Source organism: Serratia sp. L9, assembly GCF_050632285.1.
In the GTDB taxonomy this organism is placed as follows: Bacteria; Pseudomonadota; Gammaproteobacteria; order Enterobacterales; family Enterobacteriaceae; genus Chania.
The window spans coordinates 169,850-186,623 of sequence record NZ_CP192591.1 but is presented as its reverse complement, the minus strand read 5'-3'; the positions used below and the strand labels follow the sequence as shown (position 1 = coordinate 186,623).

At 54.4% G+C, this 16,774-nt stretch carries 14 protein-coding genes and 2 pseudogenes; 12 read left to right on the top strand and 4 right to left on the bottom strand.

The window, feature by feature from the left end:
- Position 1 precedes the first annotated feature (1 nt).
- The 9 genes and pseudogenes from murD (at position 2) to lpxC (ending at position 10,400) form a co-directional block, all read left to right on the top strand.
- Positions 2 to 1,320, top strand: a pseudogene (murD, locus tag ACQ86O_RS00815) (UDP-N-acetylmuramoyl-L-alanine--D-glutamate ligase).
- A complete protein-coding gene (ftsW, locus tag ACQ86O_RS00810) occupies positions 1,317 to 2,519 on the top strand; it encodes a cell division protein FtsW (RefSeq protein ID WP_431223755.1) in 1,203 nt (400 codons plus the stop codon). The pseudogene murD and the gene ftsW overlap by 4 nt, the downstream one beginning before the upstream one ends.
- Positions 2,520 to 2,522: 3 nt before the next feature.
- Positions 2,523 to 3,587: an undecaprenyldiphospho-muramoylpentapeptide beta-N-acetylglucosaminyltransferase gene (gene murG, locus ACQ86O_RS00805; RefSeq protein WP_431223754.1), complete on the top strand. Its 1,065-nt coding sequence runs from the start codon at positions 2,523 to 2,525 to the stop codon at positions 3,585 to 3,587.
- Between the two features lie 67 nt (positions 3,588 to 3,654).
- Positions 3,655 to 5,130, top strand: coding sequence for a UDP-N-acetylmuramate--L-alanine ligase (murC, locus tag ACQ86O_RS00800; protein ID WP_431223753.1), 1,476 nt, complete (start codon positions 3,655 to 3,657; stop codon positions 5,128 to 5,130).
- On the top strand, positions 5,123 to 6,043 hold the full coding sequence (locus ACQ86O_RS00795) for a D-alanine--D-alanine ligase (protein WP_431223752.1): 921 nt from the start codon (positions 5,123 to 5,125) through the stop codon (positions 6,041 to 6,043). Before murC ends, ACQ86O_RS00795 begins: the two co-directional genes overlap by 8 nt.
- Position 6,044: 1 nt before the next feature.
- Complete coding sequence (gene ftsQ, locus ACQ86O_RS00790; RefSeq protein ID WP_431223751.1) at positions 6,045 to 6,896, top strand: cell division protein FtsQ; 852 nt, start codon at positions 6,045 to 6,047, stop codon at positions 6,894 to 6,896.
- Positions 6,893 to 8,149, top strand: a complete 1,257-nt coding sequence (ftsA, locus tag ACQ86O_RS00785; protein WP_004950148.1) for a cell division protein FtsA — start codon at positions 6,893 to 6,895, stop codon at positions 8,147 to 8,149. Before ftsQ ends, ftsA begins: the two co-directional genes overlap by 4 nt.
- A 74-nt stretch (positions 8,150 to 8,223) precedes the next feature.
- The gene (gene ftsZ, locus ACQ86O_RS00780) at positions 8,224 to 9,378 is read left to right on the top strand and encodes a cell division protein FtsZ (protein ID WP_431223750.1); all 1,155 of its coding nucleotides are present in this window, start codon (positions 8,224 to 8,226) and stop codon (positions 9,376 to 9,378) included.
- Between the two features lie 104 nt (positions 9,379 to 9,482).
- Positions 9,483 to 10,400, top strand: coding sequence for a UDP-3-O-acyl-N-acetylglucosamine deacetylase (gene lpxC, locus ACQ86O_RS00775; protein ID WP_431223749.1), 918 nt, complete (start codon positions 9,483 to 9,485; stop codon positions 10,398 to 10,400).
- 14 nt (positions 10,401 to 10,414) lie between these two features.
- On the opposite strand, the gene ACQ86O_RS00770 is transcribed toward lpxC, so the two are convergent.
- Positions 10,415 to 10,939 carry a DUF721 domain-containing protein gene (locus ACQ86O_RS00770; protein ID WP_431223748.1) on the bottom strand — a complete coding sequence of 175 codons (525 nt, stop codon included), beginning with the start codon at positions 10,937 to 10,939 and terminating at the stop codon, positions 10,415 to 10,417.
- Between the two features lie 26 nt (positions 10,940 to 10,965).
- Between ACQ86O_RS00770 and secM the strand changes: the two genes are divergently transcribed.
- From secM to mutT, 3 genes are all read left to right on the top strand, one after another.
- Positions 10,966 to 11,499: a secA translation cis-regulator SecM gene (secM, locus tag ACQ86O_RS00765; protein ID WP_431223747.1), complete on the top strand. Its 534-nt coding sequence runs from the start codon at positions 10,966 to 10,968 to the stop codon at positions 11,497 to 11,499.
- Between the two features lie 89 nt (positions 11,500 to 11,588).
- The gene (secA, locus tag ACQ86O_RS00760) at positions 11,589 to 14,300 is read left to right on the top strand and encodes a preprotein translocase subunit SecA (protein WP_431223746.1); all 2,712 of its coding nucleotides are present in this window, start codon (positions 11,589 to 11,591) and stop codon (positions 14,298 to 14,300) included.
- Positions 14,301 to 14,380: 80 nt separating this feature from the next.
- Positions 14,381 to 14,785, top strand: a complete 405-nt coding sequence (mutT, locus tag ACQ86O_RS00755; RefSeq protein ID WP_431223745.1) for an 8-oxo-dGTP diphosphatase MutT — start codon at positions 14,381 to 14,383, stop codon at positions 14,783 to 14,785.
- Positions 14,786 to 14,833: 48 nt separating this feature from the next.
- On the opposite strand, the gene yacG is transcribed toward mutT, so the two are convergent.
- From yacG to coaE, 3 genes and pseudogenes are all read right to left on the bottom strand, one after another.
- Positions 14,834 to 15,025 carry a DNA gyrase inhibitor YacG gene (gene yacG, locus ACQ86O_RS00750; protein WP_431225618.1) on the bottom strand — a complete coding sequence of 64 codons (192 nt, stop codon included), beginning with the start codon at positions 15,023 to 15,025 and terminating at the stop codon, positions 14,834 to 14,836.
- 84 nt (positions 15,026 to 15,109) lie between these two features.
- A pseudogene (gene zapD, locus ACQ86O_RS00745) lies at positions 15,110 to 15,861 on the bottom strand (cell division protein ZapD).
- 5 nt (positions 15,862 to 15,866) lie between these two features.
- Positions 15,867 to 16,481, bottom strand: coding sequence for a dephospho-CoA kinase (gene coaE, locus ACQ86O_RS00740; RefSeq protein ID WP_431223744.1), 615 nt, complete (start codon positions 16,479 to 16,481; stop codon positions 15,867 to 15,869).
- Between the last annotated feature and the right edge of the window lie 293 nt (positions 16,482 to 16,774).

The following is a 16,774-nucleotide window of genomic DNA, read 5'->3' as shown; positions in this document are numbered from 1 at the left end:
TATGGTGGATTATCAGGGTAAAAAAGTTGTCATTATCGGGTTGGGCCTGACCGGCTTGTCCTGTGTTGATTTCTTTATGACCCGTGGCGTCACGCCACAGGTTATGGATACCCGTATTTCGCCGCCGGGCCTGGATAAATTGCCCGAAAGCGTAGAGCGTCATCTGGGCTCCCTGAACCAGGAATGGTTGCTTGCGGCAGATCTGATCGTTGCCAGCCCAGGTATGGCACTGGCGAATCCGGTCCTGAGTACAGCCGCAGATGCAGGTGTAGAAATCATTGGTGACGTAGAGCTGTTTTGCCGTGAAGCCCAGGCACCGATCGTGGCGATCACCGGTTCTAATGGCAAGAGCACCGTCACCACATTGGTGGGCGAAATGGCCAGGGCCGCCGGATGGGCAGTGGGCGTTGGGGGCAATATCGGCCTGCCAGCGCTCAGCCTGCTACGTGAGGAGTGCCAGCTTTACGTGCTGGAGCTGTCGAGCTTCCAGTTGGAAACGACCAATAGCCTGCATGCGGCCGCCGCCACTATTTTGAACGTGACCGAAGATCATATGGATCGCTACCCGTTTGGTCTGCAGCAGTACCGGGCAGCCAAACTGCGCGTCTATGAAAATGCTGATGTCTGCATAGTGAACGCGGACGACGCGTTGACCATGCCTGTACGCGGTGCCGACGAGCGCTGTGTAAGCTTTGGGGCGGATGTTGGGGATTACCATCTCAACCATCAGCAGGGGAAACCTGGCTGCGGGTTAATGGAGAGAAAATCCTCAATACCCGCGAGATGAAGCTGACTGGCCGCCATAACTATACCAATGCGCTTGCCGCACTGGCGCTGGCGGATGCCGTCAAGCTGCCGAGAGCCTCCAGCTTGAAAGCATTGACCACCTTTACCGGCCTGGAACATCGCTTCCAACTGGTGTGGGAGCACGCAGGTGTGCGCTGGATTAACGACTCCAAAGCCACCAACGTCGGGAGTACTGAAGCGGCACTGAATGGGTTGCAAGTGGCAGGAACTTTGCACCTGCTGCTGGGCGGTGATGGTAAATCAGCAGATTTCTCGCCGCTGGCGCGTTACCTGCAGGGCGATAACGTCCGGCTGTACTGTTTTGGCCGTGATGGCGCACAGCTTGCCCAATTGCGCCCAGAAGTCGCCATGCTGACCGAAACCATGGAGCAAGCCATGCGGGTGATTGCCAGCCAGGTGAAAAACGGCGATATGGTGCTGTTGTCGCCTGCCTGTGCCAGCCTGGATCAGTTCCGTAATTTTGAAGTGCGTGGCAATGAGTTTGCCCGCCTGGCACAGGAGCTTGGCGGATGAGACTACGGGTGCCGACGTTTGGTCTGGCCAGCAAACTGAAAGACTGGGTGATGGGATCGCGTGAAAGCGATCCGGTCAACATGGTGCTGTATGACCGGACCCTGCTGTGGCTGACCTTCGGCCTGGCGATTGTTGGTTTTGTGATGGTGACGTCGGCCTCAATGCCTATCGGCCAGCGTTTGGCTGATGATCCGTTCCTGTTTGCCAAACGTGATGCGTTGTACCTCAGCCTGGCATTTGGCCTGGCGCTGGTGACGCTGCGCATTCCAATGGAAGTGTGGCAGCGTTACAGCAACGTCATGCTGCTGCTGTCGATAGTCCTGTTGTTGATTGTGCTGGTGGTGGGTAGCTCGGTAAACGGGGCATCACGCTGGATTTCACTGGGGCCATTGCGTATTCAGCCGGCGGAATTGTCCAAGCTGTCGCTGTTTTGTTACCTGGCGAGCTATCTGGTTCGTAAGGTTGAAGAAGTCCGCAGCAACTTCTGGGGCTTCTGCAAGCCGATGGGCGTCATGGTGGTGCTGGCGGTGTTACTGCTGGCTCAGCCCGATCTGGGTACGGTCGTGGTGCTGTTTATCACCACGCTGGCCATGCTGTTCCTGGCTGGGGCCAAGATGTGGCAGTTCCTGGCGATCATCGGTTCTGGCGTATTTGCCGTGGGGCTGCTGATCGTTGCGGAGCCTTACCGTATGCGCCGTGTGACTTCTTTCTGGAACCCCTGGGCCGATCCGTTTGGCAGTGGTTACCAGCTAACCCAGTCGCTGATGGCCTTTGGCCGTGGTGAGTTCTGGGGGCAGGGCCTGGGGAACTCGGTGCAGAAACTGGAGTATTTGCCTGAAGCGCATACCGACTTTATCTTCTCCATTTTGGGTGAAGAACTGGGCTATGTCGGTGTGGTTTTTGCCCTGTTAATGGTATTCTTCGTCGCTTTTCGCGCTATGTCGATTGGTCGCAGGGCGTTGGAGATTGACCAGCGTTTTTCTGGTTTTCTGGCATGTTCGATCGGCGTCTGGTTCAGCTTCCAGGCATTGGTTAACGTTGGTGCGGCGGCGGGTATGTTGCCTACCAAAGGTTTAACTTTACCGCTGATAAGCTACGGCGGTTCGAGCCTGCTGATAATGTCGACGGCGATTGTGTTGTTGCTGCGAATTGATTATGAAACGCGCCTGACCAAAGCGCAGGCGTTTGTGAAGAGGTAGCGGATGAGCGGTAAAGCTAAGCGTTTAATGGTGATGGCAGGCGGTACCGGAGGGCATGTGTTCCCGGGGCTGGCGGTCGCGCATCATCTGATGGCGCAGGGCTGGGAGGTTCGCTGGCTCGGCACTGCAGACCGGATGGAAGCGGATCTGGTGCCAAAGCACGGGATCGAGATTGATTTTATCCGTATCTCTGGCCTGCGTGGTAAAGGGCTGAAGGCTCAATTGACCGCGCCGGTGCGTATCTGGCATGCAGTGCGCCAGGCAAAAGCGATTATGCGCAGTTACCAGCCTGACGTCGTGCTGGGGATGGGGGGCTACGTTTCTGGCCCTGGTGGCCTGGCGGCCTGGTTATGCGGTATCCCCGTGGTGCTGCACGAGCAAAACGGCATTGCTGGCCTGACCAATCGCTGGCTCTCAAGGATTGCGAAAAAAGTATTGCAGGCATTCCCGGGAGCTTTCCCGAATGCCGACGTAGTCGGTAACCCGGTGCGGACCGATGTACTGGCTTTGCCACTGCCAGCAGAACGCCTGAACGGGCGTGAAGGGCCGATTCGCGTACTGGTAATAGGTGGAAGCCAGGGCGCACGCGTGCTGAATCAGACAGTTCCTGAAGTCGCCGCGCTTTTGGACGATAGAATTACCCTCTGGCATCAGGTAGGCAAGGGGGCTTTGCCTACCGTGCTGCAAGACTACCAAAAACGAGGGCAGACCGGGCATAAAGTGACCGAGTTTATTGATGACATGGCAGCGGCTTATGCCTGGGCCGATATCGTGGTATGCCGTTCCGGCGCGCTGACCGTCAGTGAAGTGGCAGCGGCTGGATTGCCCGCCATTTTTGTCCCATTCCAGCATAAAGATCGTCAGCAATATTGGAATGCGCGCCCGCTGGAAGAGGCCGGTGCAGCAAAAATTATCGAACAGCCGCAGTTTACCGCCGATGCGGTGGCAAAACTGCTGGCAAGCTGGGATCGCCCAACGCTATTGGTGATGGCCGAAAAGGCGCGCGCAGTAGCGATCCCGGACGCAACAGAACGCGTGGCGGCAGAAATTATTCGAGCAGCCCTTTAGGGCCGTAGGGGTTCAGCATGTTGAACCCGTGTTGAGCTAAACCGAATTTGGTAGATATAGAGAAGTTATGAATACACAACAATTGGCGAAACTACGTACTTTCGTGCCTGAGATGCGACGCGTCCGGCACATCCACTTTGTTGGCATCGGTGGTGCCGGCATGGGGGGTATCGCCGAAGTGTTGGCTAACGAGGGTTATCAGATCAGCGGTTCCGACCTGGCACCGAACCCGGTAACCCAGCAGTTGAGCGAGCTTGGGGCAACGATTTACTTCCATCACCGCCCAGAGAACGTACTGGATGCCAGCGTAGTGGTGGTTTCAACCGCTATCCCGGCAGATAACCCGGAAATTGTCGCCGCCCGCGAGGCGCGCATTCCGGTGATCCAGCGGGCGGAAATGCTGGCCGAACTGATGCGTTATCGCCATGGCATCGCCATCGCCGGTACACACGGTAAAACCACTACCACGGCTATGGTTTCAAGTATTTACGCCGAAGCCGGTCTTGACCCAACGTTTGTGAATGGTGGGCTGGTGAAAGCGGCGGGGACCCACGCCCGTCTGGGCTCCAGCCGTTACTTGATTGCGGAAGCGGACGAGAGCGATGCATCGTTCCTGCATCTGCAACCGATGGTGGCCATTGTTACTAATATCGAAGCCGATCATATGGATACCTACCAGGGTGACTTCGAGAATCTGAAGCAGACGTTTATCAATTTCCTGCATAACCTACCGTTTTATGGTCGTGCGGTAATGTGTATCGATGATCCTGTAGTGCGTGAGTTGCTGCCACGCGTAGGCCGTCATATCACCACCTACGGGTTCAGTGAAGACGCGGATGTGCGTGTAGAGAGTTACCGCCAGGTAGGGCATCAGGGGCACTTTACCCTGAGCCGCCAGGATAAGCCGTTGATGACGGTAACCCTGAATGCGCCGGGCCGCCACAATGCATTGAACGCTGCGGCTGCGGTTGCTGTGGCAACCGAAGAGGGCATTGCCGACGAGGCTATCTTGCGTGCATTGGCCAGTTTCCAGGGTACGGGGCGTCGCTTTGACGTTTTGGGTGAGTTCCCGTTGGCGGCGGTTAATGAAAAGCCGGGCAGCGCGATGCTGGTTGATGATTATGGGCACCATCCAACGGAAGTGGACGCGACGATCAAGGCTGCACGCGCCGGTTGGCCAAACAAGCGGCTGGTGATGATCTTCCAGCCACACCGTTATACGCGTACCCGCGATCTGTATGACGATTTTGCCAATGTGCTGTCGCAGGTGGATGTGTTGCTGATGCTGGATGTTTACCCGGCGGGTGAAGCACCGATCCCTGGTGCGGATAGCCGTAGTCTGTGCCGTACCATCCGTAACCGCGGCAAGCTGGATCCGATCCTGATTTCCGATGCGGAAACCGTGCCAGCGACACTGGCACAGATGCTGCAAGGCGAAGATCTGGTGCTGGTGCAAGGGGCCGGTAATGTCGGTAAAATCGCGCGCAAACTGGCTGAGCTAAAGCTGCAGCCCCAGAACAAAGAGGAGGAACATCATGGCTGATAAAGTTGCCGTATTGCTGGGTGGCACCTCCGCAGAACGTGAGGTTTCATTGCAATCTGGCGCGGCGGTGCTGGCCGGGTTGAGAGAAGCCGGTATTGATGCTCATGCCGTCGACACCCGTGATTGCCCGGTAACCCAACTGAAAGAACAGGGGTTTACCAAGGTGTTTATCGCATTGCATGGCCGTGGCGGTGAAGACGGGACGCTGCAAGGGGTGCTGGAGTTCTTGCAACTGCCCTATACCGGCAGCGGCGTAATGGCTTCGGCACTGACCATGGACAAATGGCGCACCAAGATGGTGTGGCAATCTATGGGGCTGCCGGTGGCACCTTATGTGGTGATCAACCGCCAACAGTATCTTGGCCGCGAGCGGGATCTCCAGCTTGCCGCCATTGATGCACTGGGTTTGCCACTGATCGTCAAGCCTAGCCGTGAAGGCTCCAGCGTCGGTATGAGTAAAGTTACCGAGCGCAGTGCCCTTGAAGGCGCGTTGGAAGAGGCTTTCCGCCATGATGACGATGTACTGGTAGAGAAGTGGCTGAGCGGCCCGGAATACACTATAGCGATCCTGGGTGACCAGGTGCTGCCTTCTATCCGTATTCAGCCTGCGGGCGTGTTTTACGATTACCAGGCCAAATATATTGCGGACGATACACAATACTTCTGCCCAAGCGGCCTGAGCGCACAACAGGAAGCCGATATGGCAGAGTTGGCACTGCGTGCTTATCGCGGGCTGGACTGTAGCGGCTGGGGGCGTGTTGACGTGATGCAGGACAGTGATGGCAGTTTCTACCTGCTAGAGGTGAACACCTCGCCAGGTATGACCAGCCATAGCCTGGTTCCTATGGCTGCCCGGCAGTCTGGGTTAACCTTCTCGCAACTGGTTGCGGCCATTCTGGCGTTGGCAGACTGAGATGTCGCAAGCTGCACTGAATGCGCGCGATCGCGAGGTGGAAAACGGCCCGCGTCGCAGCAATGGAACCCAGTTGGCAGGGATGGTTTTCCTGCTGATGGTGTTGGGAACGATCTTGTGGAGTGGTTGGATGGTGGTTGGCTGGATGAAAGACGCCAGCCGCCTGCCGCTCTCGAAGCTGGTGGTGACCGGTGAACGGCATTACACCACCAACGATGATATTCGCCAGGCAATCCTGGCTCTGGGATCACCAGGGACGTTCATGACGCAGGATGTGGATATCATCCAGCAACAGATTGAACGTATGCCGTGGATAAAGCAGGCCAGCGTGCGCAAGCAGTGGCCGGATGAGCTGAAAATCCATCTGGTGGAATATGTCCCGGTGGCGCATTGGAATGATTTGCATATGGTCGATGCGGATGGCAAATCGTTCAGCGTCCCGGCAGAGCGTCTGGGTAAACAGAAATTGCCGTTGCTCTATGGCCCGGAAGGAAGTGAACAGGATGTTCTGGAAGGTTATCGTGAGATGAGCAGCCGTTTGGCGGCTGGCAAATATACGCTGAAGATGGCAGCCATGACGGCGCGCCATTCATGGCAGTTGGCTTTGGATAACGATGTTCGGCTGGATCTGGGACGTGACGATCGCATGGGGCGTTTGCAACGTTTTATCGGGCTTTATCCGATGTTGCAGCAGCAGGCGCTAGCGGAAAATAAACGGGTCAGTTATGTCGATTTACGTTATGACTCCGGTGCTTCGGTTGGTTGGGCTCCGGCGTTTATCGACCCGCAGGCTGCTGGCGATCGGCCAAACAGTAATCAGCAACAGAATCAGGCACAGGCAAATCAACAATGATCAAGTCGACGGACAGAAAACTGGTAGTTGGACTGGAGATCGGTACCGCAAAAGTCTCCGCATTGGTAGGGGAAGTTCTGCCTGATGGCATGGTCAACATTATCGGGGTGGGCAGTTGCCCGTCTCGCGGTATGGATAAGGGTGGCGTTAACGATCTGGAATCGGTAGTCAAGTGTGTGCAGCGCGCTATCGATCAGGCTGAACTGATGGCAGATTGCCAGATTTCTTCGGTTTACCTGGCGTTATCAGGCAAACATATCAGTTGCCAGAACGAGATAGGCATGGTGCCTATTTCTGAAGAGGAAGTGACACAGGAAGATGTGGAGAACGTGGTGCATACCGCCAAGTCGGTACGTGTCCGTGATGAACACCGAATCCTGCATGTGATCCCTCAGGAATATGCCATCGATTATCAGGAAGGGATCAAGAACCCGGTCGGGTTATCTGGCGTGCGTATGCAGGCTAAAGTGCACCTGATTACCTGCCATAACGATATGGCAAAGAACATTGTCAAGGCGGTTGAACGTTGTGGTCTGAAAGTTGACCAACTTATTTTCGCCGGTCTGGCCGCCAGTTATGCGGTGCTGACTGAAGACGAGCGCGAACTCGGCGTCTGTGTCGTGGATATTGGTGGTGGCACCATGGATATGGCCGTTTATACCGGCGGTGCCCTGCGCCACACCAAAGTTATCCCTTACGCCGGGAACGTGGTCACCAGCGATATCGCCTACGCTTTCGGCACGCCGCCGACAGATGCGGAAGCGATTAAAGTTCGACATGGTTGTGCACTTGGATCGATTGTTAGCAAGGATGAAAGTGTTGAGGTTCCTAGCGTTGGAGGACGTCCTCCTCGTAGTCTGCAAAGACAGACATTGGCTGAAGTGATTGAGCCACGCTACACCGAACTGTTGAATCTGGTTAACGATGAAATTTTGCAATTGCAGGAGCAACTGCGTCAGCAAGGGGTGAAGCACCATCTGGCAGCGGGTATTGTGCTGACCGGCGGTGCCGCCCAGATTGATGGCCTGGCAGCCTGTGCGCAACGGGTGTTCCACACCCAGGTACGCATCGGCCAACCCTTGAACATCACGGGTCTGACGGATTACGCGCAGGAGCCTTACTACTCCACTGCTGTAGGGCTGTTGCACTATGGAAAAGAGTCTCACCTGAGCGGTGAGGCAGAAGTAGAAAAACGCGCCTCGGTGGGCAATTGGTTTAAACGTATCAATAGCTGGCTGAGAAAAGAGTTTTAATGTTTAGACAAAGAGATCATGCTGAGTAATCTTTTTATGATCTCGCAGCGACAGGCACAAAACGGAGAGAAACTATGTTTGAACCAATGGAACTAACCAATGACGCGGTGATTAAAGTCATCGGCGTCGGCGGTGGCGGTGGCAACGCCGTTGAACACATGGTGCGCGAGCGCATCGAAGGTGTTGAATTCTTCGCCGTTAATACAGACGCTCAGGCGCTACGTAAAACGGCAGTTGGCCAAACCATCCAGATTGGTAGCGGTATTACCAAAGGTCTGGGTGCAGGCGCGAACCCTGAAGTGGGTCGCAATTCAGCGGAAGAAGACCGTGAAGCCCTGCGCGCCGCTCTGGAAGGTGCAGACATGGTCTTCATCGCGGCCGGAATGGGTGGCGGGACCGGTACCGGTGCTGCGCCAGTTGTCGCGGAAGTGGCAAAGGATCTGGGTATTCTGACAGTGGCCGTGGTGACCAAGCCTTTCAACTTTGAAGGCAAGAAGCGCATGGCATTCGCTGAGCAGGGTATTGCCGAGCTGTCCAAACATGTGGACTCACTGATCACCATCCCGAACGACAAATTACTGAAAGTTCTGGGTCGCGGTATCTCTTTGCTGGACGCGTTTGGCGCGGCCAACGACGTGCTGAAAGGCGCGGTGCAGGGTATTGCCGAGCTGATCACCCGCCCTGGCCTGATGAACGTCGACTTTGCTGACGTGCGCACCGTAATGTCCGAAATGGGCTACGCGATGATGGGCTCTGGCGTGGCATGTGGTGAAGACCGTGCTGAAGAAGCAGCGGAAATGGCGATCTCCAGCCCACTGCTGGAAGATATCGACCTGTCCGGTGCTCGTGGCGTGCTGGTCAACATCACCGCCGGTTTCGACCTGCGTCTGGATGAGTTCGAAACCGTGGGTAACACCATTCGTGCGTTCGCCTCTGACAATGCGACGGTAGTTATCGGTACTTCGTTGGATCCGGAGATGAACGACGAGCTGCGTGTAACCGTTGTTGCGACCGGTATCGGTATGGACAAACGTCCTGAAATCACGCTGGTGACCAATAAGCAAACCACCCAGCCAGTGATGGATCACCGTTACCAGCAGCATGGTATGTCACCGCTGCAGCAGGAAGTGAAACCTGCCGCCAAAGTGGTGAACGATCCAAGCGCGCAACCTAACAAAGAGCCCGATTATCTGGATATCCCGGCCTTCCTGCGTAAACAGGCAGACTAAGAATAAGCTGATAATTTGGAATCTCCGCTCTTTGTGCTAAACTGTCCCACCGGCCTTGCTGTATGCTGGGCTGGTTGGATTGATAACATTGCGAGATTAAAACGATGATCAAACAAAGGACATTAAAACGTATTGTTCAGGCGACTGGTGTCGGTTTGCATACCGGCAAGAAAGTCACACTGACAATGCGCCCAGCGTCGGCTAACACCGGGGTCATCTATCGTCGCACTGACTTGAATCCACCGGTTGATTTCCCGGCTGATGCAAAATCCGTGCGTGATACCATGCTCTGTACTTGCCTGGTGAACGAGCATGACGTGCGTATTTCTACCGTTGAGCATCTTAATGCTGCGCTGGCGGGCCTGGGTATCGACAACATCATTATCGAAGTTGACGCTGCTGAAATCCCGATCATGGACGGTAGTGCCAGCCCGTTTGTCTTCCTGTTGCTGGATGCCGGCATTGAAGAACTGAACTGCGCGAAGAAATTCCTGCGTCTGAAAGACACTGTTCGTGTTGAAGATGGCGATAAGTGGGCCGAACTGTCCCCGCATAATGGGTTCCGTCTGGACTTTACTATCGATTTCAACCACCCGGCCATTGATGCCAGCACACAGCGTTATCGCCTGGATTTCTCAGCCGATTCGTTTGTGCGCCAAATCAGCCGTGCGCGTACCTTCGGTTTCATGCGTGATATCGAGTACCTGCAATCCCGTGGCCTGGCTTTGGGCGGCAGTTTCGATTGCGCTATCGTGGTGGATGACTATCGTGTCCTGAACGAAGACGGCCTGCGCTTCGAAGACGAATTCGTTCGCCACAAAATGCTGGATGCCATCGGTGATCTGTTCATGTGCGGCCATAACATTATTGGCGCGTTCACCGCGTACAAATCTGGCCATGCCCTGAACAACAAGCTGCTGCAAGCCGTTCTGGCGAAGCAGGAAGCCTGGGAGTTCGTGACATTCCAGGATGAAGCCGAAATGCCGCTGGCGTTCAAGGCACCATCAACCGTATTGGCGTAAACCAATACCGCTGATTATTTATCACGGCTGGTAGCGTTGGCTCTCTCTCCTGCCAACGACGCCAGTCGTTCTAATACTTTCCGTAATCTCTCTGGGCTACGCGCCGCCAATCCCCGCAATTCATCAGCACTTTCCTGGCTCAGATAACGCATGGGGACATCCGTCTGCGCTTTTTCGGTCGTTTTTCCAACGCCTCGTGCCTGGCTGCTACCTTTTGCCATCAAGGCTGGATTAATCCTGATGTCGATTGACGACAATGATGGTAGAATTTGCGCTCGTAGTGCGGATAGCAGGCTGGGTTGTTCATAGCGTAAGCGCATCATCCAACTCGCATTGGCAGTTTCCAGCACTAAAATACCTTGTCTGAAGTTGGCGACACGGCACCAAGGGTGCAGTTGAGCAGGCAATAAGCCTTGCACTGCACGATTGAGTTTCAGTAGCGCAACGGCGCGTTGCTGGACGTTATGCAGCGGCCCTTTGTCTGTTGCTGAAGCGTCGTCAAACAGGACATCTAATAATTGTGGACGGCTATCGCGCATAATGGGCTCCGGCGGATAATAAACTCGTGATCGGTATTCTAAATCGTTGGCGACAATTTGGCAGACGTTATTTTTGGCCTCATCTCCTGTTGGGGATGGTAGCGGCCACGCTTGGCGTACCGCAAAATCTGTCCGGCACCTCCGATCAAACCGCATTGCCGAGCACTTCGTCCAGCCTTAACCGTCAGAATTCAGCCAGCAACGCTTTCAACAGCCTGGCATTGCTGCAAGAAGTGCACCGCCGGCCAACGTTCAGCGGGGATTACTGGCACCAGCATGCGCTTCGAACCGTTATCCGTCACCTCTCTTTTGCTCTTGCACCACAGGCAGTTTATGCCCGGACGCAAGAAGCGGAAACCATTGCAGTTGAGCCCCCGTTACAGGTAGCTCAGTTGGCGTTGCTCTCCACGCTCAATGCGCTACTGACGCACGAGCCGAAACCGCCGACTATCATTCGTGACACACACCTTCCTATCATTCCTTCTTTGGCGCAGCATCAGCCCGGGCTTTGGCTTGCTCAGGTGCAGGGGATTCGCGCCGGGCCTGATGCCCTCAGCTGATTTTTGCCCCATCGGGTAATAAAAACCAAATGAAACAACAGCTTGTTGACGGCAGATGTGATGCCGTCGCGTAAGAGATATTAAGAATCATGCTAATCAAATTATTGACCAAAGTTTTTGGCAGCAGTAACGATCGTACCCTGCGCCGTATGCGCAAAGCGGTTGAAGTAATCAACCGTATGGAACCAGACATGGAGAAACTGTCTGATACCGAATTGCAGGCCAAGACTGATGAATTCCGTGAGCGCCTGAAAAAGGGCGAAGTGTTGGAAAACCTGATCCCAGAAGCATTTGCCGTAGTGCGTGAAGCCAGTAAGCGTGTGTTTGGCATGCGTCACTTTGATGTGCAGTTGCTGGGTGGTATGGTACTGAACGACCGCTGTATCGCCGAGATGCGTACCGGTGAAGGTAAAACACTGACCGCAACCCTGCCAGCCTATCTGAACGCCTTGAGTGGCCGTGGTGTACACGTAGTTACCGTCAACGACTATCTGGCCCAACGTGACGCCGAAAACAACCGCCCGCTGTTCGAGTTCCTGGGCTTGACCGTAGGTATCAACCTACCGGGCATGCCAGCTCCGGCCAAGCGTGAAGCCTATGCGGCAGATATCACCTACGGCACCAACAACGAATACGGTTTTGACTATCTGCGTGACAACATGGCGTTCAGCCCAGAAGAACGCGTACAGCGTAAACTGCACTATGCGTTGGTGGATGAGGTTGACTCCATTCTGATCGATGAAGCGCGTACGCCGCTGATCATCTCTGGCCCGGCCGAAGACAGTTCAGAGATGTATATCAAGGTTAACAAGCTGATCCCTAAACTGATCCGCCAGGAAAAAGAAGATTCGGAAACCTTCCAGGGGGAAGGGCACTTCTCGGTTGATGAAAAAGCGCGTCAGGTTCACCTGACCGAGCGTGGTCTGATCCTGATCGAAGAGCTGCTGATGGAAGCTGGCATAATGGATGATGGTGAGTCGCTGTATTCACCGACCAACATTATGCTGATGCACCACGTGACTGCCGCACTGCGCGCCCATGTATTGTTCACCCGTGACGTTGACTACATTGTCAAAGATGGTGAAGTCATCATCGTTGATGAACACACTGGCCGTACCATGCAGGGCCGCCGTTGGTCCGATGGCCTGCATCAGGCGGTGGAAGCCAAAGAAGGCGTGGAAATCCAGAACGAAAACCAGACCTTGGCTTCGATCACCTTCCAGAACTACTTCCGTTTATACGAAAAACTGGCCGGTATGACCGGTACTGCGGACACCGAAGCTTTCGAATTCAGCTCTATTTACAAGCTTGATACCATCGTCGTGCCGACCAACCGCCCAATGATCCGTAAAGATATGCCGGATCTGGTTTACATGACCGAAAAAGAGAAGATCGCCGCGATCATTGAAGATATTCGCGAGCGTACCGCCAATGGCCAACCGGTGTTGGTGGGCACCATCTCGATCGAGAAATCAGAAGTGGTTTCCCAGGAGCTGACCAAAGCGGGCATCGAGCACAAGGTTCTGAACGCCAAATTCCACGCCATGGAAGCCGACATCGTGGCAAATGCTGGCCAGACCAGTGCAGTAACCATCGCCACCAACATGGCAGGCCGTGGTACCGACATCGTATTGGGTGGCAGTTGGCAGAGCGAATTGGCTCAGCTTGAAGAGCCTACGGAAGAGCAGATTACCGCGATTAAAGATGCCTGGAAAATTCGCCATGATGCCGTTTTGGCTGCCGGTGGTTTGCACATTATCGGTACCGAGCGTCACGAATCACGCCGTATCGACAACCAGCTGCGTGGTCGTTCCGGTCGTCAGGGCGATGCCGGTTCTTCTCGCTTCTACCTGTCTATGGAAGATGCGCTGATGCGTATTTTCGCCTCGGATCGTGTCTCTGGCATGATGCGCAAACTGGGCATGAAAGATGGCGAAGCGATTGAACACCCATGGGTGACTAAAGCCATCGCCAACGCACAGCGTAAGGTAGAAAGCCGTAACTTCGATATTCGTAAGCAATTGCTGGAATACGATGACGTGGCGAACGACCAGCGCCGTGCGATCTACAGCCAGCGTAACGAATTGCTGGATGTGTCTGACGTGAGCGAAACCATTGCCAGCATCCGCGAGGACGTATTCAAAACTACCCTCGACAGTTACATCCCGCCACAGTCGCTGGAAGAAATGTGGGATGTACAGGGCTTGGAAGAACGCCTGAAAAACGATTTTGATCTGGATATGCCGATCGCCGAGTGGCTGGATAAAGAACCACAACTGCACGAAGAAACCCTGCGTGAGCGTATTTTGGAGAAAGCCCAGGAAGCTTACTTACGCAAGGAAGAAGTTGTTGGCGCTGAAATGATGCGCAACTTCGAGAAAGGCGTGATGCTGCAGACGCTGGATTCCCTGTGGAAAGAGCACCTGGCGGCAATGGATTACCTGCGTCAAGGTATCCACCTGCGTGGTTATGCGCAAAAGGATCCGAAACAGGAATACAAGCGCGAGTCCTTCAAGATGTTTGCTTCCATGCTGGAATCGCTGAAATATGAAGTGATCAGCGTGCTGAGCAAGGTTCAGGTGCGGATGCCGGAAGAAGTTGAAGCGCTGGAGCAACAGCGCCGTGAAGAAGCCGAGCGTCTGGCACGCCAGCAGCAACTGAGCCATCAGGAAGAGAACTCATTGGCTGTCACCGATCCAAACGCACCGGCTGTGGCCGAGCGTAAAGTGGGCCGTAACGATCCTTGCCCATGTGGTTCTGGCAAGAAATACAAGCAGTGCCACGGCCGCCTGCAAAAGTAAGCCGGGCTGCAGTGAATGATTAAACGTAGGGGCTCAGCATGCTGAGCCCCTTTTTTAGGGGCAAAGATCTGGAGGATAGGGTGAAGCATCTGAATATCGCCGTAGGTATTATCCGCAACCCGCAGCAGGAAATCTTCATCACTCGCCGTGCTGCCGATTCGCACATGGCCGGCTTTTGGGAGTTTCCTGGCGGCAAGATCGAGCAGGGTGAAACGCCAGAGCAGGCATTAAGCCGCGAATTACTGGAAGAAACCGGGATTAACGCTCATCAGGCGCAATTGCTGGAGGTGCTGGAACACCGATTCACCGATCGGATTGTGACGCTGAATTTTTATTTGGTAGAGGTATGGACTGGCGAGCCTTATGGCCGGGAAGGCCAGCCGATGCGCTGGGTGAAGCAGGCAGATTTGCGTGAGGAAGAGTTCCCTGAGGCCAATGTCAGTATTATCAAACTGTTGGTAGCACAGGCCGATGCCGCACAATGATTTTTTGGCCTGGTGATGAGCACCAGGCCATTTCAGGTCGAGCGACGATTAACGCTCGTCGTTCTCACTCCAATCTTCGGATTCCGACAGATCGCCGCTGCTTGGAATACGTTTCTCTTCATCAGCCCATTCACCAAGATCGATCAACTGGCAGCGTTTGCAGCAGAACGGGCGATAAGGGCTGACTTCTCCCCAGACCACGCCTTTGCCACAGGTTGGGCATTTTACTACGGTCGTCATAGTCATTTTTTCCTCCCTTCGATTATCCCCGGTTGCCTGGCTGCAACAGGAAACTCACAGGTATAAAAGGTTTATTTCTCTCTGTCAGCAGCAGGCCAATTCAAAATTCAAACGTTCTGGCACCAGGCCGTTTTCACTGTCCAACGGCAGGAAACGGATGGCATAACGCGTTTTGTGGCCGGAAATCTGCGGGTAAAGTTGATAAGACAAAGCGATACGCAAGCGTAACAGTTCAGCACCTTCAGCATTGTCCTGGAAAAAGCCGTTAAGGCTGGTCTGAATGCGGAACTGCCCTGCCTGGCGCACCAAATTCAGCACCAGGGTTAATGCCTGATGCAACGGCTCAAGCGTTTGCAGCCAGGCGGCAACGTCAGCATCGCGTTCATGTTGTGCAACGTGCATCCACATATGCAAAGTAGGTAAATCAAAACTGCAGCAGCCGCCTGGAATGCTCAGACGCTGGCGCACCAGGCCGATCAAGCGATCTTCGCGCAGCGCCTGGCCCATACGCGGGGCTGACATTAATGACGATGCGCCTGCTTTTAACTGGCTACGCAACTGATGGATCACTGACATATCCACACCGGGCATATCGGCCCATTGCAGTAATTTCTGTTGTTGGCGTTCCAGCTCTTTCAGTAATTCAGTACGGACTTCACCACGATCTAATACATCCAGCAAATCTGCGACGGTACGGAAAAAGTCAGGGCGATAGCCGTTTCGCTCAAGGCTCTTTGACCATGAAGTTGCTGCAGTAGAAATTCGATTCGCAGCCAGGTGCGCATTTTTTCATTCAACGGGTGTTCAAAGAGAACGGTTGTGGAGGCGTCACTCATTCAGTTTAATCCTGTCGGGTCGCTGATGCTGCCAGCTCAAGATAGCGGCGATGCAGAGCGGCAACATAAGGGGTAATCCCCTGCGCTGTGCCGTTATTGTCAATTACGTCGTCCGCAATAGCCAGGCGCTGTTCACGCGTAGCCTGTGCAGACAGGATATTTAGGGCCTGCTGGTGGCTGATGCCATCGCGGGCCATGGTTCTTGCCAACTGCGTTGCGCTGTCGACATCAACCACTAAAACACGATCCGCCCGATCCTGGAGATTATTTTCCACTAGCAACGGTACCACCCATAGCGCATAAGGGCTACGGGCTTTCGCCAACTGGCGCTGTGTTTCCTGGTGGATCAGCGGGTGCATTAATTGGTTCAGCCAGCGCTTTTCCTCAGGAGTACTGAAGATCCGCTGGCGTAGGGCCGGGCGATTGAGCGAGCCATCTGCCAGCAACATTTCATTACCAAAATGTGCCGCAATGGCCGCCAGCGCAGGAGTGCCGGGCTCAACAATCTGGCGGGCAATCACATCAGCATCAACGATACTTACACCTAAGCGTGCAAAGGCATCGGCAACGGTAGACTTGCCGCTGCCTATACCACCTGTCAATGCAACAATGTAGGCCATGTGAGGAGAGGGTCCTGAAATTCACCAAAAAATAATAAACGAATCATAAAGCGATCGCGCAGAAGTGCAAGCCAGTGCGAGTGACTTACTTGGGTCTCGATGATTTCAGCTGTTTGATGTGGCACGGGTGCGGGGAAAATGAGGCAGAAATCACATTCCATTACCGCAGGTAAATTTGTGGGATTGTAGCGTAAATAAAGGCGAAATCGCAGTCTTGCCGAGCGATTATTAGTGCGTATGATAGCATCACTGGAACTGGCATTACTCTACTCATCGTTTTCCAAGCCGTAGCT

Excerpts from the sequence above, each read along its gene's own strand:
- ftsW (WP_431223755.1), top strand. The coding sequence starts at position 1,317 with ATGAGACTACGGGTGCCGACGTTTGGTCTGGCCAGCAAACTGAAAGAC.
- murG (WP_431223754.1), top strand. The coding sequence starts at position 2,523 with ATGAGCGGTAAAGCTAAGCGTTTAATGGTGATGGCAGGCGGTACCGGA.
- murC (WP_431223753.1), top strand. The coding sequence starts at position 3,655 with ATGAATACACAACAATTGGCGAAACTACGTACTTTCGTGCCTGAGATG.
- ACQ86O_RS00795 (WP_431223752.1), top strand. The coding sequence starts at position 5,123 with ATGGCTGATAAAGTTGCCGTATTGCTGGGTGGCACCTCCGCAGAACGT.
- ftsQ (WP_431223751.1), top strand. The coding sequence starts at position 6,045 with ATGTCGCAAGCTGCACTGAATGCGCGCGATCGCGAGGTGGAAAACGGC.
- ftsA (WP_004950148.1), top strand. The coding sequence starts at position 6,893 with ATGATCAAGTCGACGGACAGAAAACTGGTAGTTGGACTGGAGATCGGT.
- ftsZ (WP_431223750.1), top strand. The coding sequence starts at position 8,224 with ATGTTTGAACCAATGGAACTAACCAATGACGCGGTGATTAAAGTCATC.
- lpxC (WP_431223749.1), top strand. The coding sequence starts at position 9,483 with ATGATCAAACAAAGGACATTAAAACGTATTGTTCAGGCGACTGGTGTC.
- ACQ86O_RS00770 (WP_431223748.1), bottom strand. The coding sequence starts at position 10,939 with ATGCGCGATAGCCGTCCACAATTATTAGATGTCCTGTTTGACGACGCT.
- secA (WP_431223746.1), top strand. The coding sequence starts at position 11,589 with ATGCTAATCAAATTATTGACCAAAGTTTTTGGCAGCAGTAACGATCGT.
- yacG (WP_431225618.1), bottom strand. The coding sequence starts at position 15,025 with ATGACGACCGTAGTAAAATGCCCAACCTGTGGCAAAGGCGTGGTCTGG.
- coaE (WP_431223744.1), bottom strand. The coding sequence starts at position 16,481 with ATGGCCTACATTGTTGCATTGACAGGTGGTATAGGCAGCGGCAAGTCT.